Source organism: Pseudomonas sp. FBCC-B1565 (assembly GCF_059133265.1).
Genome location: NZ_CP101438.1, coordinates 4,105,781 through 4,129,135, shown reverse-complemented (window position 1 = coordinate 4,129,135; position 23,355 = coordinate 4,105,781). Strand labels below are relative to the sequence as shown.

At 63.9% G+C, this 23,355-nt stretch carries 24 protein-coding genes and 1 pseudogene; 16 read left to right on the top strand and 9 right to left on the bottom strand.

Annotated features, from left to right (window positions below):
• Nucleotides 1-29 precede the first annotated feature (29 nt).
• Nucleotides 30-1,154, top strand: a complete 1,125-nt coding sequence (locus tag NL123_RS18980; protein WP_179028747.1) for an alkene reductase — start codon at nucleotides 30-32, stop codon at nucleotides 1,152-1,154.
• On the opposite strand, the gene NL123_RS18975 is transcribed toward NL123_RS18980, so the two are convergent.
• The gene (locus NL123_RS18975; protein ID WP_494356072.1) at nucleotides 1,155-2,141 is read right to left on the bottom strand and encodes an NAD(P)H-quinone oxidoreductase; all 987 of its coding nucleotides are present in this window, start codon (nucleotides 2,139-2,141) and stop codon (nucleotides 1,155-1,157) included. It abuts the gene before it with no gap.
• 111 nt (nucleotides 2,142-2,252) lie between these two features.
• On the opposite strand from NL123_RS18975, the gene NL123_RS18970 reads away from it, so the two are divergent.
• Both NL123_RS18970 and NL123_RS18965 read left to right on the top strand, forming a co-directional pair.
• Nucleotides 2,253-3,128: a LysR family transcriptional regulator gene (locus tag NL123_RS18970; protein WP_494356071.1), complete on the top strand. Its 876-nt coding sequence runs from the start codon at nucleotides 2,253-2,255 to the stop codon at nucleotides 3,126-3,128.
• A 77-nt stretch (nucleotides 3,129-3,205) separates the two neighbouring features.
• Complete coding sequence (locus NL123_RS18965) at nucleotides 3,206-3,592, top strand: DoxX family protein (RefSeq protein ID WP_058426949.1); 387 nt, start codon at nucleotides 3,206-3,208, stop codon at nucleotides 3,590-3,592.
• 55 nt (nucleotides 3,593-3,647) lie between these two features.
• On the opposite strand, the gene NL123_RS18960 is transcribed toward NL123_RS18965, so the two are convergent.
• The 3 genes from NL123_RS18960 to NL123_RS18950 all read right to left on the bottom strand — a co-directional run bounded on the left by NL123_RS18960 (nucleotide 3,648) and on the right by NL123_RS18950 (nucleotide 6,839).
• Nucleotides 3,648-4,466: an alpha/beta fold hydrolase gene (locus NL123_RS18960; protein WP_494356070.1), complete on the bottom strand. Its 819-nt coding sequence runs from the start codon at nucleotides 4,464-4,466 to the stop codon at nucleotides 3,648-3,650.
• A gap of 88 nt (nucleotides 4,467-4,554) precedes the next feature.
• Nucleotides 4,555-5,946: an alginate export family protein gene (locus tag NL123_RS18955; protein WP_494356069.1), complete on the bottom strand. Its 1,392-nt coding sequence runs from the start codon at nucleotides 5,944-5,946 to the stop codon at nucleotides 4,555-4,557.
• Entirely contained in the window at nucleotides 5,943-6,839 is an 897-nt protein-coding gene (locus tag NL123_RS18950; RefSeq protein ID WP_248487806.1) for a VOC family protein, read from the bottom strand. The genes NL123_RS18955 and NL123_RS18950 overlap by 4 nt, the downstream gene beginning before the upstream one ends.
• A gap of 110 nt (nucleotides 6,840-6,949) precedes the next feature.
• Between NL123_RS18950 and NL123_RS18945 the strand changes: the two are divergent.
• Nucleotides 6,950-7,135: pseudogene (locus NL123_RS18945) on the top strand (NAD(P)-dependent alcohol dehydrogenase); the annotation flags it as partial.
• A 135-nt stretch (nucleotides 7,136-7,270) separates the two neighbouring features.
• On the opposite strand, the gene mntP reads toward NL123_RS18945, so the two are convergent.
• A complete protein-coding gene (gene mntP / locus NL123_RS18940; protein WP_071494836.1) occupies nucleotides 7,271-7,834 on the bottom strand; it encodes a manganese efflux pump MntP in 564 nt (187 codons plus the stop codon).
• 391 nt (nucleotides 7,835-8,225) lie between these two features.
• Complete coding sequence (locus tag NL123_RS18935; RefSeq protein ID WP_248487808.1) at nucleotides 8,226-8,537, bottom strand: hypothetical protein; 312 nt, start codon at nucleotides 8,535-8,537, stop codon at nucleotides 8,226-8,228.
• Between the two features lie 201 nt (nucleotides 8,538-8,738).
• On the opposite strand from NL123_RS18935, the gene NL123_RS18930 reads away from it, so the two are divergent.
• From NL123_RS18930 to NL123_RS18920, 3 genes are read left to right on the top strand one after another with little or no spacing between them, the layout of a single operon-like run.
• Nucleotides 8,739-9,398 carry a secretin and TonB N-terminal domain-containing protein gene (locus NL123_RS18930; RefSeq protein WP_248487809.1) on the top strand — a complete coding sequence of 220 codons (660 nt, stop codon included), beginning with the start codon at nucleotides 8,739-8,741 and terminating at the stop codon, nucleotides 9,396-9,398.
• On the top strand, nucleotides 9,395-9,940 hold the full coding sequence (locus tag NL123_RS18925) for an RNA polymerase sigma factor (protein WP_016980117.1): 546 nt from the start codon (nucleotides 9,395-9,397) through the stop codon (nucleotides 9,938-9,940). Before NL123_RS18930 ends, NL123_RS18925 begins: the two co-directional genes overlap by 4 nt.
• A gap of 37 nt (nucleotides 9,941-9,977) precedes the next feature.
• Nucleotides 9,978-10,904 (top strand): FecR family protein, encoded by a 927-nt coding sequence (locus tag NL123_RS18920; protein WP_494356068.1) that lies wholly within the window; start codon nucleotides 9,978-9,980, stop codon nucleotides 10,902-10,904.
• A gap of 52 nt (nucleotides 10,905-10,956) precedes the next feature.
• Here NL123_RS18920 and NL123_RS18915 read toward each other — a convergent pair whose 3' ends face one another.
• The gene (locus tag NL123_RS18915) at nucleotides 10,957-11,553 is read right to left on the bottom strand and encodes a type II secretion system protein GspJ (RefSeq protein WP_494356067.1); all 597 of its coding nucleotides are present in this window, start codon (nucleotides 11,551-11,553) and stop codon (nucleotides 10,957-10,959) included.
• The gene (gene gspH / locus NL123_RS18910; RefSeq protein WP_494356066.1) at nucleotides 11,550-12,002 is read right to left on the bottom strand and encodes a type II secretion system minor pseudopilin GspH; all 453 of its coding nucleotides are present in this window, start codon (nucleotides 12,000-12,002) and stop codon (nucleotides 11,550-11,552) included. The genes NL123_RS18915 and gspH overlap by 4 nt, the downstream gene beginning before the upstream one ends.
• A 93-nt stretch (nucleotides 12,003-12,095) precedes the next feature.
• Between gspH and NL123_RS18905 the strand changes: the two genes are divergently transcribed.
• Complete coding sequence (locus NL123_RS18905) at nucleotides 12,096-12,527, top strand: type II secretion system protein N (RefSeq protein WP_248487817.1); 432 nt, start codon at nucleotides 12,096-12,098, stop codon at nucleotides 12,525-12,527.
• Here NL123_RS18905 and gspI read toward each other — a convergent pair.
• Nucleotides 12,514-12,879: a type II secretion system minor pseudopilin GspI gene (gene gspI, locus NL123_RS18900; protein WP_248487818.1), complete on the bottom strand. Its 366-nt coding sequence runs from the start codon at nucleotides 12,877-12,879 to the stop codon at nucleotides 12,514-12,516. The two genes, NL123_RS18905 and gspI, sit on opposite strands and share 14 nt — an antisense overlap.
• 148 nt (nucleotides 12,880-13,027) lie before the next feature.
• Between gspI and gspG the strand changes: the two genes are divergently transcribed.
• From gspG to NL123_RS18860, 8 genes are all read left to right on the top strand, one after another.
• On the top strand, nucleotides 13,028-13,477 hold the full coding sequence (gene gspG / locus NL123_RS18895; protein WP_058427239.1) for a type II secretion system major pseudopilin GspG: 450 nt from the start codon (nucleotides 13,028-13,030) through the stop codon (nucleotides 13,475-13,477).
• A gap of 8 nt (nucleotides 13,478-13,485) precedes the next feature.
• Nucleotides 13,486-14,355 (top strand): type II secretion system minor pseudopilin GspK, encoded by an 870-nt coding sequence (gspK, locus tag NL123_RS18890; RefSeq protein WP_248487819.1) that lies wholly within the window; start codon nucleotides 13,486-13,488, stop codon nucleotides 14,353-14,355.
• On the top strand, nucleotides 14,352-15,410 hold the full coding sequence (gene gspL / locus NL123_RS18885; protein WP_494356065.1) for a type II secretion system protein GspL: 1,059 nt from the start codon (nucleotides 14,352-14,354) through the stop codon (nucleotides 15,408-15,410). Before gspK ends, gspL begins: the two co-directional genes overlap by 4 nt.
• A complete protein-coding gene (locus NL123_RS18880; RefSeq protein WP_248487821.1) occupies nucleotides 15,403-15,915 on the top strand; it encodes a type II secretion system protein M in 513 nt (170 codons plus the stop codon). The genes gspL and NL123_RS18880 overlap by 8 nt, the downstream gene beginning before the upstream one ends.
• Nucleotides 15,912-18,188, top strand: coding sequence for a type II secretion system secretin GspD (gspD, locus tag NL123_RS18875; protein WP_494356064.1), 2,277 nt, complete (start codon nucleotides 15,912-15,914; stop codon nucleotides 18,186-18,188). Before NL123_RS18880 ends, gspD begins: the two co-directional genes overlap by 4 nt.
• Before the next feature lie 826 nt (nucleotides 18,189-19,014).
• On the top strand, nucleotides 19,015-20,433 hold the full coding sequence (gene gspE, locus NL123_RS18870; RefSeq protein ID WP_494356063.1) for a type II secretion system ATPase GspE: 1,419 nt from the start codon (nucleotides 19,015-19,017) through the stop codon (nucleotides 20,431-20,433).
• The gene (gspF, locus tag NL123_RS18865) at nucleotides 20,433-21,644 is read left to right on the top strand and encodes a type II secretion system inner membrane protein GspF (protein ID WP_494356062.1); all 1,212 of its coding nucleotides are present in this window, start codon (nucleotides 20,433-20,435) and stop codon (nucleotides 21,642-21,644) included. The genes gspE and gspF overlap by 1 nt, the downstream gene beginning before the upstream one ends.
• Nucleotides 21,645-22,094: 450 nt before the next feature.
• The gene (locus NL123_RS18860) at nucleotides 22,095-23,318 is read left to right on the top strand and encodes a substrate-binding domain-containing protein (protein ID WP_248487824.1); all 1,224 of its coding nucleotides are present in this window, start codon (nucleotides 22,095-22,097) and stop codon (nucleotides 23,316-23,318) included.
• Nucleotides 23,319-23,355 lie beyond the last annotated feature (37 nt).

Here is a 23,355-nt window from a genome sequence, read left to right as displayed (position 1 = left end):
TAGCGCGCCCGCTATTTGGAAATTATTCAATGAATCACTCTATTTTAAGTACCCCGGTAAACCTGGGGCACCACACGCTGAACAACCGTATTGTGCTGCCACCGTTGACGCGCCAGCGCAGCGCCCAGCCGGGCGATATCGCCACTGACTTGATGGCCGAGTATTACCGCCAGCGCGCCAGTGCCGGCTTCATGGTCAGTGAGGGTACGCAGATTGAACCGCGTGGCCAAGGTTACGCGTGGACGCCGGGTATTTATACGCCGGCGCAGATCGACGGCTGGCGCAAGGTCACCGAGGCGGTGCATGCCGAAGGCGGGGTGATCTTTGCCCAGTTGTGGCATGTCGGTCGGGTGTCCCATAACGCCTTGCAACCGGACGGCGCCGCACCAGTGGCACCGTCTGCGCTCCAGGCATTGCAGGCCAAGGCCTTCATCGAAACCGCGCCGGGCGAGGGTGAGTTGAAGCAACCGCCGGTGCCGCGAGCGTTGACCACCCTGGAGATCGAGGAGCTGGTCGGGCACTACGCCCAGGCGGCGCGCAATGCATTGGATGCCGGGTTCGACGGGGTGGAGATCCACTCGGCGAATGGTTACCTGGTCAACCAGTTCATCTCCGCCCATTCCAACCAGCGTGAGGATGAATACGGTGGCTCGCTGCACAACCGCCTGCGCTTCCTGCGCGAGATCGTCGAAGCGGTGACCGCCGTGGTCGGGCCAGAGCGCCTGGGTGTGCGTTTCTCGCCGCTGTTCAGCGGCACCGACCAGGACCGGGTGTACATCGGCCTGGTGGAAGATGACCCGCACCACACCTATATCGAAGCGATCAAGGTGCTGGAGGCGTCGGGCATAGCCTATGTGTCGATTGCCGAAGCCGATTGGGATAACGCCCCGGTATTGCCCGAATCGTTCCGCCGAGCGGTACGCGACACCTTCAGCGGGCGGATCATCTATGCCGGTCGCTACACCGCTGAGCGCGGTGCTGATCTGGTTGAAGCAGGGCTGGCGGATTTGATCGCGTTCGGCCGGCCATTCATCGCCAATCCGGACTTGCCGCAGCGGATTTTCAACGACTGGCCGTTGAACCCGCTGCGGGCGGAAGGGATGTATGGGGGCGGCGAAGCGGGTTACGTCGACTATCCGGTGTTCGCCGGGTAATCAAACCACCCGCAACACAATCTTGCCAATGTGATCGCCACCTTCCATCCGCGCATGCGCCTGATCGGCCTGGGTGTAATCGAACACCTGGTCAATCATCGGCAGGCAGCGCCCGGCTGACAGCACCGGCCATACATGCTCGCGCAGTTGCTCGGCGATGGCGGCTTTCTCGTCCTTGGTGCGGGCACGCAGCAACGAGCCGGTGACGATGGCGCGTTTGCCGAGGATGGTCAGCAGGTCCACGTCATTGGCCTTGGCGCCGCCGAGGAAGCCGAGCATCACCAGGCGTCCGTCCATGGCCAGCGCCTTGAGGTTATTGTTGAGGTAGGAGGCGCCCATGATGTCGAGGATCACATCGACGCCTTGATCTCCGATCACCTCGGCAAAATCCTGCTCGCGATAATTGATCGCTTCAGCGCCCAAGGCACGGATGGCCGCACATTTCTCTTCGCTGCCGGCGGTGGCGAATGCCTGGATACCGAACTCGCGGCACAGCATCAGCGCGGTGGTGCCGATCCCGCTGGTGCCGCCATGGATCAGCACGCGCTGGCCCTTGTGCGCGCCGCCGATGCCGAACAGGTTGGCCCACACGGTAAAAAAGGTTTCCGGGATAGCGGCGGCCTGAATCCACTCCATGCCTTCGGGAACCGGCAACGCCTGGCTGGCGGGCACCGCGCAGTATTGGGCGTAGCCGCCGCCGTTGGTCAGGGCGCATACCCTGTCGCCGATTGCGTATTCGCTGACCCCTGCGCCCAGCGCGACCACCTCGCCGGCCACTTCCAGGCCGGGGATCGGGCTGAAGCCGGGTTTCATCGGGTACTTGCCGGCACGTTGCAAGGCGTCGGGGCGGTTGACCCCGGCGGCGTGCACGCGGATCAGGATTTCGCCGGGGGCCGGGGAGGGCACCGGTTCCTGGCGCGGCTTGAGCACCTCGGGGCCGCCGGGCGTGGTGATTTCAATCAGGGTCATGTCGGTGGGCAGGGTCATTGGGCGAATCCTGAGTATTTTCGATGGCTGTGAGCATAACCGAGATTGGTGATGCAATAATGCTGCGAATCAGCATGATAAGAGTGCATATATGCAGCAGTGGAGGAGGCAATGAACTGGGACGACGCACGGGTATTCCTGGCAGTGTGCCGCGAAAACACATTGCGCGGCGCCGCACGGGTGCTGGGCGTCGACCAGGCCACGGTGGGGCGCCGGGTCAACGCCTTGGAAAAGTCCTTGAACGCCACCTTGTTCCTGCGCACCTCCGAGGGCTACGCGCTCACTGCGGTCGGCGAAGCAGCGTTGCTTTCGGTGGAGAAAATGGAGCGCTCGGCCCTCGACCTGGAGCGCCAGATCCAGGGCCTGGATGACCGCCTGACCGGCACCGTGCGGGTCAGTACTACCGATTCCCTGGCCATCGATTTCCTGATCCCGGCCATCGCGCGCCTGCACGACCAACACCCCGATGTGCGCGTGCAACTGGACGCGTCCACGCAGATCCTCAGCCTGGCCAAGCGCGAGGCCGATATCGCCGTGCGCAACCAGCGCCCGGATAACCCCGACCTGATCGCCCGGCGCATTGCGCGCTGGCCGCTGGGGTTGTTTGCGTCCCAGGGCTACCTCGACCGCCACGGCGTGCCTGAGCCGGGCAGCCTGTTCGAAGGCCATGACCTGGTGGTATACCAACCTCACCTGCAAAGTCAGAAGGACATGACCCTGGTCTCCGAACCCTTGGGCCGTGGACGCATTGTCGCGGCCTTGAGTTCCAGCCTGCTGGTGCGCCGCTCCATCGCCGCCGGCATCGGCATCGGTGAAATCCCGGTGTGCACCGGTGAGCGCGACGGGTTGGTGCGCCTGTGGCCGGAGCGCACGCGGCCACTGCCGTACGACGTGTGGCTGGTGACCCACGCCGATCTGCGCCACACCGCACGGGTGCGGGCGGTGATCGAGAAGATTGTCGCGGCGTTTGCCGGCACGGGGGAGTGAGGTCAGCACAGGCTTGCAAGCGCTTAGGTGGCTCGGTCGACACAATCGACCTTTGTGGCAATCAACCGAGAGCACGTATGAACGAATCGACGCGTCAGGACCTGGGACTATTGTTTCTGCGGATCAGCGGGGCGCTGTTCCTGCTGTGGGTGCATGGCCTGCCCAAGTTGCTCAACTACAGCGAGCAATTGAAGCTGATCGAAGACCCGTTTCACCTGGGAGCGACTATCACGTTGCTGCTGGCGATTTTCGCCGAAGTGCTGTGCCCGTTGCTGATCGTTGCCGGGGTGCTGGTGCGCCTGGCATGCCTGCCGATCCTGGCGGTGCTGTTGATCGCCCTGTTGGTGGTACACCCGGAGTGGACGCTGTTCGAAGGGCAGTTCGGCTGGCTGCTGTTGATCATCTTCACCACCTTGCTGATCAGCGGGCCTGGTCGCCTGGTCCTGAGCCAGCGTTTCTCCTGAAAAAAAAAGGGCCGGGCAAGCCCGGCCAAAATAAGGAGAGGGTGGTTCAGGCGTTTCAGCGTTGCAGGAACGCCAGCAGGTCTTCATTCAACTGCTGCGCATGGGTCACGGCGAACCCGTGGGGCGCGTCCTTGTAGACTTTCAGTTCGGCGCCTTTGATCGAGGCGGCCGCCACTCTACCGGTGGTTTCGAACGGTACGATCTGGTCGCCGTCACCGTGGATCACCAGGGTCGGTACGTCGATTTTGGTCATGTCCGGGCGGAAGTCGGTTTCGGAGAACGCGGTGACGCAATCCACCGTTGACTTGAGGGATGCCAGCATCGCCACTTGCAGGGTCTGGGTCAGCACACCGTCAGAGACCTTCTGGCCCTGGTTGAGGCCGAAGAACGGTGTGTTGAAGTCGCTGATGAACTGCGCACGGTCCTTCAACAGGCCGGCCTTGATGCCATCGAACACTTCAGTCGGCACGCCTTGTGGGTAGTCCGGTTTCTGGCCGAACAACGGTGTGACTGCACCCAGCAGCACCAGGCCGGCCACGCGCGCGCTGCCGTGGCGTGCAATGTAGCGAGCCACGTCGCCACCGCCCATGGAGAAGCCCACCAGGGTCACGTCCTTGAGGTCAAGGTGTTCGATCAACTGGGCAATATCGTCGGCGAAGGTGTTGTAGTCATTGCCGGTCCACGGCTGGTCCGAGCGGCCGAACCCACGGCGGTCAAAGGCGATGGTGCGAAAACCACGGCTGCTCAGGTATTCCATCTGGTATTCCCACATGTCGGCGTCCAGCGGCCAGCCGTGGCTGAACAGCACGGGTTTACCGCTGCCCCAGTCTTTGAAATAGATCTGGGTACCGTCTTTGGCGACGAATGTGCTCATGGAAAACTCCTTGGGTCGAGGGAAAAGGCTCGGCATCACTATTGGTGTAAAGCGTACGTCGAGCTTGTACGGGTGTGCTTGGTTGGGGTTACCAGCTGAATTTCAGCTCGACCCCCAGGTAATTGCTGTCGTCGCCCCCTGCATCGCGCAGGGTCTGCCCCACGTCGTAGTGCACGGCCTCGACGGCGCCGGTGAGGTTGGGGCTGAACACATAGTCGGTGCGCACTTGCGCATAGGCACCGGTCCAGCGATCGCCCTGGCCTGCGGTGCCGGCCACCGGCAGGTTGGGCTGGGTGTAGACCGCATCGCTGGTGGTTTGGCGCCACAGCAGGCCGATGGCGGTTTGCACGCTGAGCCTGTCGATCGGCTTGAGCGTGATCGACGGCTTGACGTGAATCAGGTTGCTGTAGCCGGTGTAGCCCGCCAGGGAAAAGTAGTAGCCGTTGGGGAACAGCGGGTTGAAGGTGCCGACGGTGCCATCCCCGGTTTTGCGGTCGCCCGAGGCGATGTCCAGTTGCAGGCCGATGCGCGGCTTCCAGGCCAGGCTGTCGAAGGTGTAGCCGGTACGGCTGCCACCGGCCCAGGCGCGAATGTCCTTGTTGCCGACCGAGCCGCTTTGCAGCATCGCTTCAATGTCCCAGTCAAAGCCCATGGCCGCGCCGCCCAAGCGTGCGTCGAACAGATGGCGGGTCTCGTCGCCGTCGGCGTCCAGGTAATGGGCGGCGGTGCGCTCATACACGCCGTAGTAGGCGGACAACTCGTTCTTGCCACCCACCAGCCGCTCCACGCGGACCATGTGGAAGCGCGCATCGCTGTTGGATTTGTCGTCGAAGTGCCGCCCGTCCTGATACTGCACCGGCTGGCTGGCGATCCCGATAAAACGCCAGTTGGCGGTCTCCCAGTCGGCCCACAGTGCATCGAAGGACTGCCGCACATTCGGGCCGTCCCGCGATGAGATGAAGCGCTGCAGGTCGAAGGCGAAATCCTGGCGCCCGGCACGCGCCTTGAGGGTGCCGCTGCTGAAGGTATTCACATACTCGGCGAAGGCCAGGCGCAGATCGACGCGGTTCTGGTCGGCGCCGCCGATCGTCGTCTTGTCGTACGCCCGCACATCTTCCAATTGGGTGAACACCCGCCAGTGCTCGTTAAGATGCAGGTCGGCGTGGACCTGGAAGCGTTGGATCAGGTAGCGATCACGCTTCACATCCCGCACGCCGAAGCCACTGGCATCGTTCATCTCGAAACGCTCGCGCAACGTCGCGCCCAGGGACAGGTAGGTGTAGGGATTCGCGCTGGACAGCGGGATGTACTTCAAGCTGTCCAGCGGCTGCGTGCGCAGCGCCGGGTCCCGCAGCACCGACCAGTCTTCCTGCCAGCGGTTGGCCTTGATGGCCGGGCGTGTCGCTTGCTCGTCGGCGTGGACGCTGCCGACGAGCAGCGGCCACAGCACGGCCAGGCCCCAGCCTGTGCGACGCGTCATTTTGCGGCGTTGAGTTGATGGATCTCCGCGACGTAGCCGCCCGGAAACTCCACCAACGCACTGCGACGGCCTTTGCTGTCGAACGCAGGCACCAAGACTTTGGCGCCGGAGCCGGTGGCCTTGCCCAGGGTGGCCGTCAGGTCAGCCACTTGATAGCCGGTGGTCTCGTGGCCGAACGGGTAGGGCAGTTGGCCGTTGGTGACCAGCACCGCCATGCGCCCGAACGGCGATTCGATGTCGACGCGACGGTAGTTACCGTTGGCTTGGCCGATATCTGCACCTGGGGCGTGTTTGTCATCCGCCAGGACTTTGCCGTGGGCGAAGCCGATAAACGCTTTGATAAAGGTGTCGGCACGGTCGGCACTGAGGTACACGCGGTTTTCCGGCACGGTCTGGAACGCGGCGTAATCCGGGGTCTTGGTGTGCCAGTAAAGCTGCATGTTCACGCCGCCTGGCCACTGCACCACGGCGTCACGCCCGATCGGGTCGGGAAAGTCGCTGACGATCACCGCCGCGCCGTTCTCCCGGGCGGCCTTGAGGGCGAGGTCCATGTCCTTGACCAGATAGCCGTTGCGCTCCTGGCCGAACGGGTGCGGGATCGGCGTGGTGAAACCGAACAGCGATACCGTGCCGGCGGGGGTCTGTAGCAGTTGCGAAGTGGTGCTGCTGGGCACCGGCAGCACGTTCACCACCACCTGGGGCGTGCTTTTACCGCCGAAGGTGGCCAGGAAACTCTGGGTAAAACGGTCGACATCGGCCGGAGCGACGTAGACGTGGCTGGTGTCGTATTGCGGGGCTACGGCGACCGCAGGTGTTGCGGCGAAGGCGCTGTTCATCATGGCCCCGGCCAGCAAGGTGACTGCCAGCGATACCGTCCTGACTTTTCTACACATACCCACTCTCCCGCGTTTTGAGAAAGTCTCGATCTTAGGGGCGGGGCAGACCGGCGGATTGTACGGACGTGCTCGGTTGAACGATTCAGCGTCTATGCTGGTCATCGTAGATCGGTGTCATCCAGGAGGCTCAGGACATGCTCGACTTCTGCGCCAGGCACGGGATTGTCTCGGACATCGAGATGATCGATATCCAGGGCATCAACGAGGCGTATGAACGGAGGCTCAAGGGCGATGTGAAGTATCGGTTCGTGATCGATATGGACAGCTTGAAAAAGGAAAGCCCGGCGGCTTGAAATGCATTCTCCAAACCGCTGTAGAACCCCTGTGGGAGGGGGCTTGCCCCCGATAGCAGTCGGGCAGTCACCGCATCATTGACTGACCCGCCGCTATCGGGGGCGAGCCCCCTCCCACATTGGTTTGCGGTGTGTCTAGACCGAGAGGTGTTCGTACAGAATTGTCGCTCCCACCAGCATCAGCACCACACCACCGACCATCTCCGCACGCTTGCCCACCACCGTTCCCAGCACTCGGCCAAGCATCATCCCGATCGTCACCATGGTCATGGTCGCCAGGCCGATCGCCGCCGCCGCCACCAGGATGTTTACGTCTACGAACGCCAGGCCCACGCCCACCGCCAGCGCATCGATGCTGGTGGCGAAGGCTGTGACGGCGAGGATCATGAATGAGTGCTGGGTCGGCTTCTCGGCCTCTTCATCATCGGCTTTGAGCCCGTTCCAGATCATGTGCAGCCCCAGCCCGACCAACAGCGTAAACGCGATCCAGTGGTCCCAGTCTTCCACCCAGCGCGTGGCGGCGTGGCCGATGGCCCAGCCGATCATCGGCGTGATGGCTTCGATCACACCAAAGATCAGGCCGGCGCGCAGGGCTTCGGTGAGTCGCGGTTTGTGCAGGCTGGAGCCTTTGCCGATGGCGGCCGCAAAGGCGTCCGTGGACATGGCCAGGGCGAGAAGAATCAGGGAAATGGGGTTCACGGTAAGGCTTCCAGTCGGGCTATGGGACACAACGACACTCCCACGCGCCCGACTTGAGGCATGGAGGTGTCGCTGGTCTCACCAACCGAAAAGACGGTGTTCGCACCACGGCAGGTTGCCGAATATGTTGATACGAACGCTTCCAACAGGGTCAGAAGCCGGTTACTCCCCAACGAGGTGGACGATGTTAGGCGACTGGGTATGAAAATTCCGTCAAAAGGCCTTTGGCGAGCGGGCTTGCCCCGCGTTAGGTTGCGAAGCGACCCTGGAAGGAGGAATGCGGTGAATCAGGCCCGCTCCGGGCGCTGGTTTTGGGGCTGCTGCGCAGCCCAACGCGGGGCAAGCCCTCTCGCCACAGGGGACTTATCGCCCGTTTTGAAAGGACTGGCCCTCAAGGCCGCTGCGGCTTCACCGACGTGCCGAAGGTATTGCCCATGCGCACGCTGGTCGCCGCCGGGGTGGATAGGCCCACCGCGTTCGGCGGGCGTTTTTCGATGGGGAGGTTCTGCGCCTCGCGGTTCTTTTTGGCCGCCTTGGTTGCGTTCGTGTCGTTGCCCATCTGCTGGCTCAGGCAGCCATAGTCGGGGGCCTTGTAGCCGTCCACGCTGACCTCGGCGCACTTGCCGGCGGCGTTTTCGGCATGGGCCAGCAAGGGCAGGGCAGCGCACAGCAACAGGCTGGCAAGGGTCGGCAAGGTTTTCATCGGGCCTCCTGGCGGGCCCGAAGGAGTGGGCCGGTAAGGCTTGGAAGTCTAGTGCAGCGGGCCTCTCATCACCGTGATGTTTTTTTTGCTATCACCGTAACATCAGGTTCATAAACTGGCCTCAGGATGACGGTTTTCTAGGGCGCGTCGGCCGTGCAGCGATGCAGAACAGGGGGTGAACACGGAGCCTGGAGGCGCTTGATGTGCGCCCTGGTCTTGCTGTTGCTGCTGGCCGGTGGTCGCGCGGCGCAGGCAGAGTCACCGCTGCTGCCGTTGAACCTGCCGGCGCAGGACCTGGAACATGCACTGCAAGCCTACAGCCGTGCCACCGGGATGGCGGTGCTGGTGGACCGTGAATTGACGCGCGGGCGGCGCTCCATCGCAGTGCGCGGGCGCTTCACGGCGCAAGAAGCACTGGCGATATTGCTGACAGGGAGTGGCCTGATGGCCCGTTATGCACGCAGCGATGCGTTTACCTTGCAGACCCCGCAAGTTAGCCCACCGCCCACGACCCGGGGGGCGGCGGCACGCAACGCGGCGCGGATCAACAACAGTTATGCGACGGCGTTGCAGCAAGCCATCGAGACCAGCCTGTGCCGCTCGCCGCTGACCCGGCCCGGCAGTTTTCGCGCGCTGGTGCAGGTGTGGGTCAACCCGGATGGGCTGATCGAACACAGCCGGTTGGTGAGTTCCACCGGCGACGAACAACGCGATGAAGCACTGGTGCGCAGCCTGGCAGCGGCACGGGTTGAACGCCCGGCGCCGAGCTCGCTGCGCCAACCGGTGACTTTACTTTTGATGCCTGACACAACAGGAACGCGCATGGAATGCACAGCCGCAAAAGGAGCCTCGGAGGGATGAAAAATACCGGGCACAGTACGATGGTCAGCCTGTTCCTGGCCTCTTACGAAGACTTCAAGGTGCGGTTGCGCAAGCGCCTGGGCTCGGAGGACCTGGCCAACGACGTGCTGCACGAGACCTACCTGCGGGTCGACCGCATGGACGTGCCGCCGAACCTGCAACAGCCCAATGCCTACCTGTACCGCATGGCCCTGAACATCGCCGCCGACCGCCGCCAGGCCGACGCGCGCCTGCTCACCGGCAGCGAGGTGGAAGAGCTGCTGCAAAGCGCCGACGAAGCCCAGGACCCCTCGCGGGTAGTGGGCGGCCAGAAAGAAATCCAATCCCTGGTCAAGGCGCTCTACGAATTGCCCGCGCGCCGGCGCAAGATCCTCATCGCCGCGCGCCTGGAAGAGGCGCCGCACCTGGAAATCTCCCAGCGTTTCGGTATTTCCACGCGCATGGTCGAAAAGGAAATCAAGGCCGCCCTGGGCCACTGTGCCAAGCGCCTGGAAAGAAAAGTGATTCAGCGGTTCGGTCCCGGGGCCGGAAAACCGTCTTAGTGTCGAGTCCCTGATAAATCCGTGAGTACGTGCGCGCTTGAATATTTTTAGCCTCTCCACCGCCCGGCAGTCCGCCGCCAGCCCCCTGCACGATGAAGCCCGCGACTGGCTGCTCCTGCTGACCTCGGGCCGCGCCACCGTGGCCGATGCCAAGGCCCTCAAAGCCTGGTGCGCGCAGAGCCCGGAGCATGCCCAGGCTTTCGAGCAGGCCAAGGTGCTGTGGCAACAACTGGCGCCGGCGCTTGATCAAGTGTCGCAACCGCGCAGCTTTGGCCGCCGTGCCTTCCTCGGCGGCGCCATCGCTGCGTCGGCAGCCGTGGTGATGGTGCGGGTCGGTGTACCGGGTGGCTTTGCCGGGCTCACAGCGGACTATCGCACCGAAGTCGGCGAGCAACGCCAAGTGCTGTTGAGTCAAGGTATCAGCCTGGAACTCAACACCCAGACCCGCATCAGCCGGGTGGGTGAGGGCATCGAGTTGCTCGAAGGCGAAGTCGAGGTGGTCACCCACGTTGCGCAACCGCTGCGGGTCCAGGCCGGCGAAGGCTCGGTCAGCGCGGCGCAGGCACGCTTCAATGTGCGCAATACCGACCACCGGGTATGCGTCACCTGCATCGACGGTTCACTCTCGGTGGCCATCGCCGGGCGCAGCGTGCGCCTGGACAGCGGTCGGCAACTCACCTACGGCGCGGCCGGCGTCAGTGAGGTGACAACGGTGGACACCCAGGCGGTGGTGGCCTGGCGTGAACAGGTGCTGGTGTTCAACAACGCCACGCTGGCGACGGTGGTGGACGAGATCAACCGTTATCGCCCGGGCATGCTGCTGCTGTTGAACAAGGAACTGGGCCAGCGCCGGGTTCAGGCACGCTTCAGTTTGCAGCAGTTGGCGGGCGTGGCGTTGTTGATCCGCGATGCGTACGGGGTCAAGTGCAAGGAGTTGCCGGGTGGGGTGGTGTTGTTGAGTTAGGTCATGACCACTCAGGGTCAACACAACGCGTAGGTGACGGTGGCGGGGCGGCCTATTTCAACGGCCCGACCACTTGCCGATACTTCTCCACCCCTTGCGGCGTCTGCCGCACCAGGCTGATCTCCAGTCCCAGCGGGTCTTCACGGCGATTGCCACTCAACTGCCGCCAACCTTTGTCCGCTTCCCATACGCGTACCTGCAGGTCACTGACGCCGGTCAGCACCACCACGCCGTCCTTTGCCGCCGGCAGCGGGTAGCGGTCCCGCGCGGGGGCGGCAGCGCGGTAGAGTGCGTCGCCCTTGAGCCACCAACGCACCCGTTGCAGGCCATCGCCGGCTGCTGGGGCGCTGCGGATCACGTCCAGGCGAAAGCCCTTGCTGTCGGAGCTGCGCACGGTCACGGCGGCCAGTCCCTCTGTTTGGGTGGCTTGCGGGGGCGTCAGTTCGACACTGGCACGCAGGCTTATATCCCGTTGCATCTGGTTCAGCGCGCGCAGCAACACTTCGGTCTGTTCGGTGCTTGCCTGCAAATGCTGATCGGCGCGGGTGACGCTGTCCAGTCCGCGCCAGGCGATCAGGCTGACCACGGCCATGAGCATGATCGCCACCATCACTTCGATCAGGGTAAAGCCTTGCTGGGATCTGTTCATGGTTGACTCACTACGCGCATCAAGCCGGCGGCGTCGCGTTGCAGGCTGAGGCTGTGTTGGCCGTCGGACAGCACCACACGCAGCGGTGGGTTGATCCATTCAGCGTTGAGCACCAGGGTTTGCCGGGGTTCGAGACGGATCTGCATCGGCGTGCTTTCCCACAGGCGTGGGCGCAGCTGGTCGTCGTGTTTAAAGGTGTCGAGGCCCTGGCCGTCGTCCCGCTGGCGGTTGAAGCGAAAGCCCTTGGCATCCGCGCGCCAGGTGATGGGGCGGCCGTCGGCGTGGGCTTCGGCCTGGGCGACTTGCAGCAGTTGGCTCAGGCGCTCGGCATCCTTGCGCAACAGGTGCAGCGGGTCGGGCTTGATGGTGAGGCTGATGGCGGCGCTGGCGATGCCGATGATCACCAGCACCACCATCAGCTCGATCAGGGTGAAGCCTTGCTGTTTCATCGCGGGCTACCTGGAGAACTGGGGAGTGTGTGAAATAAAAGCGTGCGAATTGACCTGTAGGCTGGTGCGACGGACAAACAGGAGGTCCTCCCCATGACATTTGCCCCTCGTTTCACCCTGGCCCACGGTGTGCAGGCTGTGGGTGTGCTGGCCGCGCTGGCGGGTGTGGCGGTATGGACGCCGCTGCTACTCACCAGCGCCGAATCCCACACCCCGCAAGCCACGCCCCAGGCACTGGCGGCGCGCAGTGATAACCCGGCGCTGCAATGGTTTTCCAATGTGCCGACGGCGTTGCAGGTCAAGGTCACCGGCGTACTTGCGGGCGCGCGGGGCGCGGTGGCGATCCTCAGTCTGAATGACGGCCCGCCGCGCAGCTTTCTGCTGGGTGAACGGCTCAGCCCCGGTGTGCGGCTCACGGCCATTGAGGGCGACGGGGTGGAGATCGAGCGCGGCGGCGAGAAGCTGCGCGTCAACCTCGACAAGTTGCCGCCGGGGCCTGCGTTGCCGCTGCTCACTCGGCCATGACCTGGGTGTCCAGCCGCGCCAGGGGCGGCGCTTCGCGGCTGGCGTCGAGCACTTGCAGGTTGACCTGGAACAGGCGGCCGTCGGCGTTGATGGTCTGCTCGCAGCGCAGTTTCAGGCGGCCTTGATCGCAAGTGACGATCTGCTTGCCGCTGCGCAGGTGGCCTTCCAGGCGCAGTTCGGCGAGGCGACTCTGCGCCGCCAGCAACGCGATGGATTTGTCTCGCAGCAGGCCGTTGCTCTGGGTCATCAACCCGGCCACGCGCACGGCGGCGGCCATGGCCACGGCGATGATCGCCAGCGCCACCAGCACTTCGATCAGGGTAAAACCTTGCTCCTTGCGACGGCCGTACATGGCGCTCTCAAAGCCGGGAAACAGGCCCGCAGACTAGCGCCGGCAGTTGACCGATTGGCGACTGAAACTCCCGAGGATTTTCAATACGACTGACATGTGTTCTTGCAACACTGCGCCACGAATTGCACTCAAGCCAAGGAATGTCGAGATGGATATCGCGCGCCTAACGTCCCCATTGCCAGGCCCTCGCGGGCAGCGTGGCTTCACCCTGATCGAAATCATGGTGGTGGTGGTCATCCTCGGGATCCTCGCCGCGATGGTGGTGCCCAAGGTCCTGGATCGCCCGGACCAGGCGCGGGCCACGGCGGCCAAACAGGACATCGGCGGGTTGATGCAGGCGCTGAAGCTCTATCGCCTCGACCACGGCACTTACCCGAGCATGAACCAGGGTCTCAAGGTGTTGGTGGAGCGCCCGGCGGACGCCAAGAACAGCAACTGGCGCGCCTACCTGGACCGCCTGCCCAACGACCCATGGGGCCACCCTTATCACTACCTCAACCCGGGCGCCAATGGTGAGGTGGACGTGTTCTCCCTCGGCGCCGACGGCCAACCGGATGGCGATGGCGTGAATGCCGATATCGGCTCCTGGCAGCTCTAAGGCCCGCCATGAAACGGTATTCGCCCCCAGTGGCGAAGCAGCGCGGCATGGCGATTATAAGCGCCTTGCTGATCGCGGCGGTGGTGGCGGTACTGGCCGGCGCCATGCTCACGCGCCAGACCGTATTTACCCGCAGCCTCGAAGCCGAGCAGCTGCGCATCCAGGGCCAATGGTTGTTGCAGGGCGGCCTGGAGCGCAGCCGACAGCTGCTCTGGGACGCGCGCCAGAAGGACGTGCTGACCCGTCTTGATCAACCCTGGGCGCGGGCCCAAGGGGGGGCCTTCGAGGGGCGGATCGAGGACGAACAGGGCAAGTTCAACCTGCGCAACCTGGTCAGCCGCGAGCAGGTGGACACTGAGCAATTGCAGAGCTTCGAACGGCTGTGCCGCCTGATCGGTGTCGACCCGACGGTGAGTCGGCGCATCAGTCAGCGGGTGATCGCATCTTATGAACCACCCGCCAAATACCCGATGCTGCGCAGCCTGGATGAGTTGAGCGGGATCGAAGGCCTCGACCCCCTCGTGCTGCAGCGCATGCAGGCCTATATCAGCGTGCTGCCGGGCCCGACCTGGGTCAACGGCAACACCGCCAGCGCCGAAGTGCTCAGTGCAGTGGTGCCCCAGCTCAGCCTGGCCCAAGCCCATGGGTTGGTGGCCGAGCGTGACAGCGGGCAGTGGTTTATCAACCGGGGTGACTTCGTCAACCGCCTGCACCTGCCGCAAGTGGCGGTGGATTCGGTGCAGGTGGGCATTACCAGCGAGTGGTTCCGCGTGCAGGGCCAGGCGCGGCGCGAGCAGCGGCGAGTCACCCTTGACGCCTTGTTGCACCGCCCTGAAGACCGCCAGCCCCGGGTGATCTGGTCGCGGGTGGGCGTATGAAACGCTTGCGCATTGGCTTGCCGCCGCTGGATCAATTGAGCGCGCAGAGCCAGGTCCGGTTTGCCTGGGTGGAGCGTGGCGCGGTCATTGAAGAGGGCGACGCCAGCCTGGCGCAGTTGGGCCAGTCGCGCCAGGCGGCGGACTGCTTCCTGCATCCACGGGACAGCCTGCTGACCAGCCTGGAGCTGCCGCCATTACCCGCGGCGAAGACCGCTGCCGCCGTGGCTTGTGCCGCCCAGGCGTTGATCCTCGGCGCGGTTGAGCAGATGCAGGTCGCCCACGGCCCGCGTGAAAGCGATGGCCGCGTGCAGGTGGCCTGGGTACCCAAAGCCGGGCTGGAGCGGTTGGCGCAGTTGCCACTCAAGCTGCGCGGCCTGTACCCGGCGCCCTATGCGCTACCGGTGGGCGCGGCAGTGTTGGATAACGGCTACCTGCTGACCCGTGACAGCCTGCAACAAGGCACGGTGCACCCGCTGGGGTTGCAGGCGCTGGACCTGCCATTGGTGGATGCGGCGCAGCGTTGGAGCGGGCCGGTGCCCACATGGGGCTTGCATGGTCGCCTCACACAGCCCTCGACCGGCGGATGGGGCAGGGCACTGGCCTGCGTGGCGCTGGCCATGGCCATCTGGACCCTGGGCCTCAACCTGTACGCCGCCCGCCAGGTGGAGCAAGGCCAGCGACTCAAGGCGCTGATGAGCCAGCAGGTGCGCCAGGCGTTTCCGGCGTTGCCGGTAGTGCTCAACCCCTTGCAACAGGCCCGCCAGCAATTGGCCGCACGCCAGACCGGCGCGGCCGCCGACCCGGGCCAACGCTTCCCGGGCCTGCTGCAACTGGTGGGCAGCAACCTGCCGTTCATGGTCGGCAGTGTCGACAGCCTGACGTTTGAACAGGGGCGCTTGCGTGTCGAGCTGCTCGCCGACAGCCGTAACCCGACCGTCGAAGGTGAATGGCAGGCGGCGTTGGCCCAGGCCGGTTTCAGCGCCAGCCGCGATGGCCAGGCCTGGACCATTGCTCCCGCGCAAGCCGCAGAAAAAACCGGAGCCGGCGATGAATAAAGTCCAGCGACTGCGCAGCCAGGCCCGGGTGTTCTGGAACGGCCTGGCCCTGCGCGAAAAACGCATGCTCGGCGGCGCCGGGCTGGTCCTGGCCAGCCTGTTGACCTGGCTGGTGCTGGTGCAGCCCGCGTTGAAGAAGATCGATTACTGGCAAGCCGAGACCCCCAAGCTGCGCGCCCAGGCCGCAGCCTTGCAGGTGTTGTTGCAGGACGTCGCCGCGCCCAGGCCGGGTGACGAGGCCACATTGCGCCAGGCGCTGGACAGCGCCGGGCTGCAAGGGCATTACCAGTTGCAGGCGCTCGAACCCGGCGGTTGGCGCCTGACCTTCGACAACGCCCCGGCCGATGCGGTGGTGGGCTGGCTGTTGGGCAATGCCCGTTTGTTTTCCCTGGAGGTGTCCGAGGCGCGTTTGCAGCGCGTGCTCGATACCGTCGACAACTCGGCCGGCACTCTGTCCGGGACCGTTCGCATGGATCAGGCGCTTGGCGCTAAGGAAGCTTCATGAAGTGGTCAGTCCCCCCTTTCCGTATGGTTGCGCCGCTGCTGGTGCTGGCCCTGAGTGCGTGCAGCAGCCAGGACGCGTCCAAGCCGTTGCTGGTGGACAGCGAACTCGGCCAACCCCTGGCGGACACCCGTCGCAGTGGCGAGACTGTTCTCGACCGCCAGAGCCAACCCGCGCCCAAAGCGCCGGTACAGCACCGCGTCACCAACAGTGCTCGCGGCCATGCCCCGGCAGCTGTCAAGGCACGCAACCCGTTGGGTGACCAGCCGGTGCAACTCAATTTTGTCGACGCCGACATCCAGGCGGTGGTACGTGCACTGTCCCGTGCCACCGGCCAGCAGTTCCTGGTGGACCCACGGGTAAAGGGTAACCTCACCCTGGTCAGCGAAGGCCAGGTACCGGCGCATCAGGCCTACGACATGCTGCTGGCGGCGTTGCGCATGCAGGGCTTCAGCGTGGTCGATGTGGGCGGCGTCGCCCAGGTGGTGCCCGAGGCCGATGCCAAGCTGCTCGGCGGGCCGATCTACAGTGCCGGCAGCAGCGGCATGCAGACCCGCACGTTCCGTCTGCAATACGAAAACGCCGTCAACCTGATCCCGGTGCTGCGCCCCATCGTGTCGCCGAACAACCCGATCAACGCCTACCCCGGCAACAACAGTATTGTGATCACCGACTACGCGGAAAACCTGGCGCGGGTGGCGCAGATCATCAATGGCATCGACACCCCCAGCGCCATCGACACCGACGTGGTGATGGTGCAAAACGGCATCGCCGTGGACATCGCCGCCATGGTCTCCGAGTTGCTGGACACCCAGGGCGCCGACCAGACCCAGAAGATCAACGTGATCGGCGACCCGCGCTCCAACTCGATCATCATCCGCTCCGGCAGCCCGGAGCGGACCGAACTGGCGCGCAACCTGATCTACAAACTCGACAACGCCCAGAGCAACCCCAGCAACATGCACGTGGTGTACCTGCGCAACGCCCAGGCGGGCAAGTTGGCCCAGTCACTGCGTGGCTTGCTCACCGGCGAGAGCGATTCCGGCGTGAGCGACGATGCCCGTGGCAAGCTCAGCGCCATGGGCGGCAATGGCAAGAACACCGCCCAAGGCGCGAGCAACGCGCAAAACAGCAGCGGCACCCCCACCGGCAGCGGCGTGCAGTCGGGTTATGGCCAGGCCACCGGTTCGACCACCGGCACCAACGGCACCGCCAAGGATCAGGACACCGCGTTCAGCGCCGGCGGCGTGACGATCCAGGCTGACGCCACCACCAACACCCTGCTGATCTCCGCGCCGGACCCGCTGTACCGCAACCTGCGCGAAGTCATCGACATGCTCGACCAGCGTCGCGCCCAAGTGGTGATCGAAAGCCTGATCGTGGAGGTCGGCGAAGACGACGCCACCGAATTCGGCGTGCAGTGGCAGGCCGGCAACCTGGGGGGCAAGGGTGGGTTTGGTGGCGTGAACCTGGGCGGCAGCGGGGTGAACAGCGCGCCGACCAGCAAGACCAGCATCGATGTATTGCCCAAGGGCCTCAACGTGGGCCTGGTCAACGGCACCGTGGACATTCCCGGCATCGGCAAGGTACTCGACCTTAAGGTGTTGGCCCGTGCGTTGAAGAGCAAGGGCGGCACCAACATATTGTCCACGCCCAACCTGCTGACCCTGGACAACGAAGCGGCGAGTATTTTTGTGGGGCAGACCATTCCGTTTGTCACCGGCAGTTATGTGACCGGCGGCGGAGGCACCAGCAACAACCCGTTCCAGACGGTGCAGCGTGAAGAGGTGGGGCTCAAGTTGAACGTGCGGCCGCAGATTTCCGAGGGCGGTACGGTGAAACTGGATATCTACCAGGAGGTCAGCACGGTGGATGCGCGGGCGTCGGTGGAGGCGGGCACGGTGACCAACAAGCGGGCGATCGATACCAGTATTTTGCTGGATGACGGGCAGATCATGGTGCTCGGCGGGTTGCTGCAGGATGGGTACAGCCAGAGCAATGATGCGGTGCCGTGGTTGTCGGATATTCCGGGGTTGGGGGCGTTGTTTCGCAATGAGAAGCGCAGTGTGAACAAGACCAACCTGATGGTGTTTTTGCGGCCGTACATTATTCGGGACAGTGGGGCGGGGCGCAGTATTACGTTGAATCGGTATGAGTTTATGCGCAGGGCGCAAGGGGGGTTGCAGCCGGAGCATAGTTGGGCGATGCCGGATGTGCAGGCGCCGCAGTTGCCTTCTGTGGACAAGGCGATTCCTGGTTCTGGGGGGAGACGGTGATTGAGTACATATCCGTTGCTGCGGTAACGGCTACTTATGGTTCCGCCCTTACGGCGGGTCACTTTTGGAAGGACCGGGAGCCGGCCCAGCCAAAAGTAACCAAAAGGTCCTCGCCCCACCACTCGGCACCTCGCCTAGGCTCGGTGTGCCCTCACTCCGGCTTGAATCCGTGGGCCGCCGCAATGGGCCATCCATGGCCCAGTGCGGCTAACCCGGCGTCCTGCCGGGTTACCCACGGATTCAAGCCTGCGTTCGGCCAGCGTGGTTTTACGGGGCGCCGAAGAGCAAGAGCGACTCGCTTCGCATCGTGGATACGTTTTTTGTTTTGTGTTGCCGCCCTACTGTGGCGAGCGGGCTTGCCCCGCGTTGGGCTGCGAAGCAGCCCTAAAACCAGTGAGAGCACCGCGTTCATTCTGGCTTTCCGCGTCATCTTTAACGACCATCGCGGGCAAGCCCGGCTCCTACAGGGTAACGCGCACGCCTCAACAATCCGGTCGGCTACCAGGCCGCCGCGCTCTGCTTTTGATTGTGATCTTGATCTTAGGCGCCCCGTCAAACACGCTGGCCGGAATTCGGCAGGGATTTGGGGGGTAAACCGGCAGGGATGCCGGTTTAGCCGCCCCGCGCCATGGATGGCGCGTGGCGGCGGCCCCCCAAATCACTGTCGAATTACGGGCACACCGAGCCTAAGCGAGGTGCCGAGTGTTGGGGCAAGAGCGTTTTGCTTACTTTTGCGCTCTTCAAAAGTGAGCCGCCGTAAGGGCGGAACCATAAGCCGCCGTTACCCAAAAAACGGATATGTACACCCACCCAAAGGGCAACCCCAATGAGCCTATTGCCCTACGCCTGGGCCAAATCCCAACGCATCCTCCTGCGCCCCACCGAAGCAGGCCACCTGCTGACGGTGTGCCCCTCAACCCCCGGCTGGTCCATCAGCGAAGTCCATCGCCAGTTCGGCCCGGCCCAGCTCGAACAGGTGCGCGACGACGAACTCGACGGCCTGCTCACCGCCGCCTACGCCGACACCGGCAGCGCCGCCGCCGTGGTGGGCGCTGCCGAAAACGAGGTCGACCTTGACCGCCTGATGCAAGACATGCCCGAAGTCACTGACCTGCTCGACACCCAGGACGGCGCCCCGGTGATCCGCATGATCAACGCCTTGCTCACCCAGGCCGCCCGCGACGAAGCCAGCGACATCCATATCGAACCGTACGAAACCCATTCCGTGGTGCGCTACCGCGTCGACGGCACCCTGCGTGACGTGGTTTCGCCGCGCAAGGCTCTGCATGGCGCACTGGTGTCGCGCATCAAGATCATGGCCCAACTCGATATCGCCGAAAAACGCCTGCCCCAGGACGGGCGCATTGCCCTGCGCGTCGCCGGGCGTCCGATCGACATTCGCGTGTCCACGGTGCCCACCGGCCATGGCGAACGCGTCGTCATGCGCCTGCTGGACAAACAAGCCGGGCGCCTGCAGTTGGAGACCCTGGGCATGGAGCCGCAGCTGCTCGCGCGCCTGGATACGCTGATCCGCCAGCCCCACGGCATCGTGCTGGTCACCGGGCCTACCGGCAGTGGCAAGACCACCAGCCTGTACGCCGCCCTGGCGCGGCTGGATGCGAGTACCAGCAACATCCTTACCGTGGAAGACCCGGTGGAGTACGACCTGCCGGGCATCAGCCAGATCCAGGTCAACGCCAAGATCGACATGACCTTCGGCCTGGCCCTGCGCGCGATCCTGCGCCAGGACCCGGACATCATCATGATCGGCGAAATCCGTGACCTGGAGACCGCACAAATCGCCGTGCAGGCTTCGCTCACCGGTCACTTGGTGCTGGCGACCTTGCACACCAACGACGCGGTGTCGGCGGTCAACCGCCTGATCGATATGGGGGTGGAGCCGTTCTTGCTGGCGTCGTCCCTGCTGGGGGTGTTGGCCCAGCGCCTGGTAAGGCGCCTGTGCCCGCACTGCAAGCAGGAAGACCCCGCTGCGCCCGGCACCTGGCGCCCGGTGGGCTGCGCGCAGTGCAACCAGGTCGGCTACAGCGGGCGTACCGGTATCCATGAGTTGTTCTGTGTCGACGACGCGGTGCGCAGCCTGATCCACGAGGGTGCCAACGAGCAGGACCTGCGCCTGGCCGCGCGCCGCGCCGGGATGTTGAGCATGCGTGAAGACGGTGAACGCTGGGTGCGCAGCGCTGCCACCGCCCCCGAAGAAATCCTGCGTGTGACACGGGACGCCTGATGAATCGCTATCGCTACGAGGCCGCCGATGCCAGCGGCAAAGTCGAGGCCGGGCATGTGGAGGCTGACAGCCAGAGCGCAGCCTTTGCCAACCTGCGCAGTCGCGGTTTGACCGCGTTGTTGGTGCAGATCGAAGGCAATCAGCTGGCCGCGACGGGCAGCAGCCTGTTCAGCGCCAAGCTGTCGGACAACGACCTGGCCTGGGCCACGCGGCAACTGGCGAGCCTGCTGGGCGCAAGCCTGCCGTTGGAAGCCGCGCTGAGTGCCACGGTGGAGCAGGCCGAGAAAAAGCATATCGCCCAGACCCTGGCAGCCGTGCGCGCCGATGTGCGTGGCGGCATGCGCCTGGCGGATGCGTTGGCGGCGCGACCTCGGGATTTTCCGTCGATCTACCGCGCGCTGATCGCGGCGGGGGAGGAGTCCGGTGACCTGGCCCAGGTGATGGAGCGTTTGGCTGACTACATCGAGGAACGCAACAACCTGCGTGGCAAGATCCTCACCGCGTTTATCTACCCCGGCGTGGTGGGGCTGGTGTCCATCGGCATTGTGATTTTCTTGCTGAGCTATGTGGTGCCCCAGGTGGTCAGCGCGTTCTCCCAGGCACGCCAGGACCTGCCGGGGCTGACCCTGGCGATGCTCAACGCGAGTGACTTCATCCGCGCCTGGGGCTGGCTGTGTTTTGCCGGGATCGTCGGCGGGTTCTGGAGCTGGCGCCTGTACCTGCGCAATCCCGTGGCGCGCCTGAATTGGCACAGCCGCGTGCTGCGCCTGCCATTGATCGGGCGTTTTGTACTGGGGTTGAACACGGCACGGTTCGCCTCGACCCTGGCGATCCTCGGCGGTGCAGGGGTGCCGTTGCTGCGTGCCCTGGAGGCCGCGCGGCAAACCTTGTCCAACGACCGGCTCGACCAGTGCGTCAGCGATGCCACCGCCAAGGTCCGCGAAGGCGTCAACCTGGCCCAGGCGCTGGCGGTGGAAAAGGTCTTCCCGCCGGTGCTGATCCACCTGATCGCCAGCGGTGAAAAAACCGGCTCGCTACCACCGATGCTGGAGCGTGCGGCGCAGACGCTGTCGCGGGATATCGAACGGCGTGCCATGGGCATGACCGCCTTGCTGGAGCCGCTGATGATCGTGGTGATGGGGGCCGTGGTGCTGGTGATCGTCATGGCGGTGCTGTTGCCGATCATCGAGATCAACCAACTCGTCACCTGACTGTGGGAGGGGGCTTGCCCCCGATTGCGCAGAGTCAGTCACTACATCTTTGGCTGACCCACTGCAATCGGGGGGCAAGCCCCCTCCCACATTTGAACTGTGTTTATTCAATGGGTTTTTGTGCGCACCTGATGCTGCCCCGTCCAACCTCGGGTTCCTCATTCCGTCACATCCCGACAGCCTATGCCGCCTCCAGCCAAACGCGCTGAAACCTCGCTGTCACCTGCGTCCAAAGCGCTCGGAATCATGACCAAAACACCCGAGAATCTTTTTAAAAATCAAGGTGTTCCTCCCGAGGTTTTTTCCTACAAACGTCATCGGAAACTGCGAATTTCTCTCCCATGGTTTTCACCCCTGGCCACCCCCGCAAGACGGCTTGGGACCGAAGCCATGGCGTCATGCAAGAGCCATCTACCCCAAACGTACAAACACGACGAAAGGAGATTCTTCATGTTTAAGCGCAACGTTCTCGCGGTATCCATGACCCTCGCTGCACTGTGCTCGGCCCAGGCTGCAATGGCTGACATCAACGGCGGCGGCGCCACTCTGCCAGAACCGCTGTACAAGACTGCTGGCGTACTGACTGCCGGTTTTGCCGAGTACATCGGTGTCGGCAGCGGCAATGGCAAGTCAGCTTTCCTGAACAACGACTACACCAAGTTCGTCGCCGGTGTGACCAACAAGAACGTGCATTGGGCCGGCAGCGATTCCAAACTTTCCGCCGCTGAACTGCTCGCTTATCAAAACACCAAGCAAGCCGGTTGGGGCAAGCTGATCCAGGTACCTTCGGTGGCCACTTCGGTTGCCATTCCTTTCAACAAGACCGGTGCCGGTAACGTCAACCTGACCGTTGACCAACTCTGCGGCGTCTACTCGGGTCGTCTGACTACCTGGGACCAGATCACCCCAGGCCTTACCGGTACCATCCAAGTGGCTTACCGTAAAGGCGCCAGCGGCACGACCGAGCTGTTCACCCGTTTCCTCAATGCCAAGTGCAACCCGACATTGGAAAACGGTACTTTCGCCGTGACCCAGACTTTCGAAAGCAGCTTCTCCCGTGGCCTGCCAGCGGGTGCAATCAACCCTCTGCAAGAAGTCAACCCAGCCAGCACTACCACGCCTAAAGAAACCTTCAAGGACACCAGTGAAGGTGTGATGGGCTTGCTGAACAACGCTCAGAACCGCATCACCTACATGAGCCCGGACTGGGCTGCAACCAGCGTCGCCGGCCTGGGTGACGCAACCAAAGTCGCCACGATCGGTGGTGTTTCGCCTGCACCTGCAAACGTTTCGGCCGCGATCAACGCGATCCAGCCGCCAGCCGTCGCCAGCCGTGGCGACCAGAACGTCTGGGTGCCTGTGTTCGCAGCGACTACCAACCCCAACGACGCCAGCGTCGTGCAATACCCAAGCACCGGCTACCCAATCCTGGGCTTCACTAACCTGATCTTCAGCCAGTGCTATGCCAACGCTGATCAAACCACCCAAGTGCGTGCGTTCTTCTCCAAGCACTACGGCGCTTTGTCCAACAACGACACGGCGATCACCAACAACCGCTTCGTACCGCTGCCAGCCAGCTGGAAAACCGCTGTGCGTGACACCTTCGTCACCGCGTCCAACGGTTTGAGCATCGGCAACACCTCTGTTTGCAACCAAATCGGTCGTCCGCTGTAACCCACGTTTCAACGACCCGCGACACCGATCAGCAACG